Source organism: Mesorhizobium sp. M7A.F.Ca.ET.027.03.2.1 (genome assembly GCF_003999175.1).
GTDB lineage: Bacteria > Pseudomonadota > Alphaproteobacteria > Rhizobiales > Rhizobiaceae > Mesorhizobium.
In genome coordinates, this window is the sequence record NZ_RZOM01000640.1 from 1 (window position 1) to 3,586 (window position 3,586).

Annotated in this window: 4 protein-coding genes; 2 read left to right on the top strand and 2 right to left on the bottom strand. The window is 63.4% G+C overall.

Annotated elements, in window-relative coordinates; translation table 11 throughout:
* Positions 1-152: 152 nt before the first annotated feature.
* Positions 153-515, bottom strand: coding sequence for a nuclear transport factor 2 family protein (locus tag EN750_RS23920; protein WP_027037737.1), 363 nt, complete (start codon positions 513-515; stop codon positions 153-155).
* A 165-nt stretch (positions 516-680) separates the two neighbouring features.
* On the opposite strand from EN750_RS23920, the gene EN750_RS23925 reads away from it, so the two are divergent.
* Positions 681-1,433, top strand: a complete 753-nt coding sequence (locus tag EN750_RS23925; protein ID WP_023812510.1) for an SDR family oxidoreductase — start codon at positions 681-683, stop codon at positions 1,431-1,433.
* A gap of 13 nt (positions 1,434-1,446) precedes the next feature.
* Here the strand turns inward: EN750_RS23925 and EN750_RS23930 are convergent, their stop codons facing one another.
* Entirely contained in the window at positions 1,447-2,367 is a 921-nt protein-coding gene (locus tag EN750_RS23930) for a zinc-binding dehydrogenase (protein ID WP_127397840.1), read from the bottom strand.
* Positions 2,368-2,556: 189 nt separating this feature from the next.
* On the opposite strand from EN750_RS23930, the gene EN750_RS23935 reads away from it, so the two are divergent.
* Positions 2,557-3,366, top strand: a complete 810-nt coding sequence (locus tag EN750_RS23935; RefSeq protein ID WP_127271895.1) for a helix-turn-helix transcriptional regulator — start codon at positions 2,557-2,559, stop codon at positions 3,364-3,366.
* Positions 3,367-3,586: the final 220 nt, after the last annotated feature.

A 3,586-nucleotide genomic window follows, 5' to 3' on the forward strand; every position in this document is an offset into this window, starting at 1 on the left:
CCCAAACCGTCGATGCCGACGGCCCCTCCATGCCGGAGGATGACGGCGCCACCGCGTCGATCAAACATCCGGTGCCGCCAGGCGACGTCGGCGGTCCGCGCAAAAAGCGGCAGACCTCGATCCTTGACCTCCTTGGCGGCTGATCCGATCCGCTAATTCCGTGGCTTGGCGCTGCCCAACTTCTTGCTGTCAAAGGTCAGTTTGTCGCTGTGAATCTTGCCATCGCTGATGGTGAGGTGCTTGGCGCAGGAAAGCGCGCCGGACGACTTTGTCATCAAGTCATACATCAGCAGCGCCTGATGATCGTCTCCGAAGGCCGCGATCATGCGCACACCGGTCACATCCTGTGACAGTTTGGTCAGGCCCTCGAGATAGGGTTTCTTGCCGGTCGATTGCTGCATCGGCCCATCAAAGACGACGTCGTCGGCGACCAAGGATGCTGCCTTTTCGAGGTCGTGGCTTGTCCACGCCTTGGTGAAGGCGGTTGCTATGTCGAGGGGTGCTGTCTGCGTCATGGCTCTGTCCCGATTGATTTGATCTGAGACCCCGCGCCCTGTCCTGCAACTCCCGAACCAACGGCGAGCCGGCTTCCCGGTTCCTCCTCTGAGGTGAATGGTGACATTTCGGCCTCTCGCCACCTCGGCGGCGTTCGGCTACATCTGCCGGCCGGAGACCTTGAAATGACTGAGCTCGACACCCGAAAGACCATCGTGCTGACCGGCGCCAGCCGCGGCATTGGCCACGCCACCGTCAAGCGTTTTTCGCGCGAGGGCTGGCGCGTCATCACCTGCTCCAGGCAGGCTTTCGCCGAGGATTGCCCGTGGCCGGCCGGGCCGGAAGACCACATCAAGGTCGATCTCGCCGATCAGGAGGATGTCGGCATCGCCGTCTCCGAAATCCGCCACCGGCTGGAAGCGCATGGCGGCCAGTTGCATGCGCTGGTCAACAATGCCGGCATTTCGCCGAAGCTCAAGGACGGCAACAGCCGCATGGATTCGATCGACACGCCGATGCATGTCTGGCGCGACGTGTTCCAGGTCAATTTCTTCGCGCCGATCATGCTGGCGCGCGGCCTGTTCAAAGAGCTGGCGGCGGCCAAGGGCTCGATCGTCAACGTAACCTCGATCGCGGGAACCCGCGTGCATCCCTTCGCCGGCACGGCCTACGCCACATCGAAGGCGGCGCTCGGCTCGCTGACGCGCGAGATGGCGCATGATTTCGGCCCGCACGGCATCCGCGTCAATGCCATTGCGCCCGGGGAGATCGACACCGCGATCCTGTCGCCGGGCACTGACAAGATCGTCGAGACCATCCCTCTCAGGCGCCTTGGCACCACGGCCGAAGTCGCCGACATCATCTTCTTCCTGTGTTCGCAGCAGGCGTCCTATGTGACGGGCTCGGAAATTCACATCAATGGCGGCCAGCACGTGTGACAAAACAGGATGCTCATCCTGTTATGGTGAGAACAGCCTTGCCGCTGAAGCTGCGCTGTCGCAGTGCGTCCAGCGCTTGGGCGATGTCTGTCCATGGCACGGTCAAGGCCACGCGCGTTTCGAGCCGGCCGGCTGCGACCAGAGCGAGCAGCGAGGCGATGTCCTCGCCAATGCCTGGACCGGATGTGTAGTAGGCGAAGGTCTGAAGCCTCGCTCCTTCATGATCCGGAACGAACTGGCGGAATCCGACGGGCGTCAGTTCGCCGCTGCTCGAACCGAACATGACGATGGTCCCGCCAGGGGCGACGCGTTCGATCGCGCATGCGAGGCTTTGGCCGCCAACCGACTCGGTGATCAGCGAGAACGGCCCCTCGGCCAGGTCTATCGCTTCGACAACCTGCCTGGCTCCCAGGTTGCGGAGATCCTCAGCGTGCCGGGCGGCGGCGACAGCGGTCACGAATCCGCCCTGATGGCGGGCGAGCTGGATCTGGAAACGACCGACCGCACCGCTTGCGCCGGTGATCAAGACCTGCTGGCCGGCGAGGTCCCCGCCATGGCGTAGAGTCCTCAGCGCCGTCGTGCCCGCGACTGGCAACGTGGCGGCGGCGGCAAAGCTGACGTCATCGGGCAGGACGGCGAGACGGTCGGTCGGAACGGCGACACGTTGCGCCCATCCGGCTTGATCGACCAAAGCCGCGACGCGGGCGCCAACGGCCGGCCCTGAGCCATCGGCTGCTGCCCGTTCGACGATCCCGGCGATGTCCTGGCCGGGTATCCAGCCGTTCGGACGTATGCTGAGCAGGCGCAGTTCGCCGCGGTTCAACGAGGTCGCGTGGACCGAGACAAGCGCCTCGTTCGAGGCCGGTTGAGGCTCGGCAAGCTCCGAGATGCTCAGTCCGGTCGCGCTGCCGGAGGAGATGACGAGGGCGAGCATGGCGTACCTTGTTGCTGGCTTGTCGGTGCCAGCTTGCGTTGGAAAGCACGGCAAGCTGAGTAGGTAGCGAGCCATACCGGCGATGGCGCGCAGCGTCACGAGATCAACCCTGCGCGAACCGGAGCCTATCGACTTCCGCGGTTATAGAATTTAGCTATCATGGCGTTTCATCGCTAATAGCAGTCAATCATGAGACGGCCCCTCAGCTACCCCTGGCTTGATCTCGATGTGGATGACCCTTCCGCGTTGGCGATTGCCGTGCGCGTCGACATCCCCGACACCCGAGCGGAAGTCCCCGCCCACCGGCACCGCAAAGGCCAGCTCGTCTTCGCGCTCGGCGGCGGCGTCACATGCCGCGTTCCAAGCGGTCTATGGATGGTGCCGCCGCATTGCGGGGTGTGGATCCCCGGCGGCATGGAGCACAGCAATGTCGCAACCGCCAACGCCCGGATTTTTTTCGTCTACATAGAGCCGGGAGCGGCCGACCTGCCGGAGCGGTGCTGCACGCTTTCGATCTCGCCACTGCTGCGCGAATTGATCATCGAGCTTTCCGATCGGTTGCAGGACGACGAGGCGAGGGGCGAACTCTTGACCAAAATGCTGCTCACCGAATTGCCACGCATGCCTGTCCAGCAATTGCACCTGCCGATCTCATCCGAGCCGCGCTTGAACAGGATCGCCGAGGCGTTGGCGCAAGACCCTGCCGACCGCAGCACGCTGGCGGACTGGGCCAAGCGCATGGCGCTCAGCGAGAGCAGCCTCGCCCGCCTTGTGACAAAGGAGACAGGGCTGAGTTTCGGGCGCTGGCGCCAGCAATTGCACTTGATCGTTGCAATTCGGGAACTGGCGTCCGGCAAGAGTGTCCAGCAAGTCTCGGGCGATCTCGGCTATGGTTCGGTCACGGCCTTCATCACCATGTTCAAGAAGGCGCTTGGGAAGCCGCCGGCCAAATACCTCAGTGGTATCGCGCAAAATGGCGGCTCTGCATTCGTGGCGTAATGCTCACTTGAAAGGCTGGGTCGAGCCGATCACGTTGCCAGCGCGCGCGAGTGCAGCTTGGGCTTTGGGACTCAGGCCACCGATGGCTCGGCGGTTTCGCGCCTCAACTCCGGTTTGGAACCGAGAACTTCTTCCACAATCCCGCGCGCAATCTCGCGTTCACCCATGATCACGGTATCGGCGCCCAAACCCTTGAGATGTTCGACCTCGGCATCCGAAT

What these genes read in the sequence shown, in the direction of transcription:
- EN750_RS23920 (WP_027037737.1), bottom strand. Translation starts at nt 515, where the DNA reads ATGACGCAGACAGCACCCCTCGACATAGCAACCGCCTTCACCAAGGCG.
- EN750_RS23925 (WP_023812510.1), top strand. Translation starts at nt 681, where the DNA reads ATGACTGAGCTCGACACCCGAAAGACCATCGTGCTGACCGGCGCCAGC.
- EN750_RS23935 (WP_127271895.1), top strand. Translation starts at nt 2,557, where the DNA reads ATGAGACGGCCCCTCAGCTACCCCTGGCTTGATCTCGATGTGGATGAC.
- EN750_RS23930 (WP_127397840.1), bottom strand. Translation starts at nt 2,367, where the DNA reads ATGCTCGCCCTCGTCATCTCCTCCGGCAGCGCGACCGGACTGAGCATC.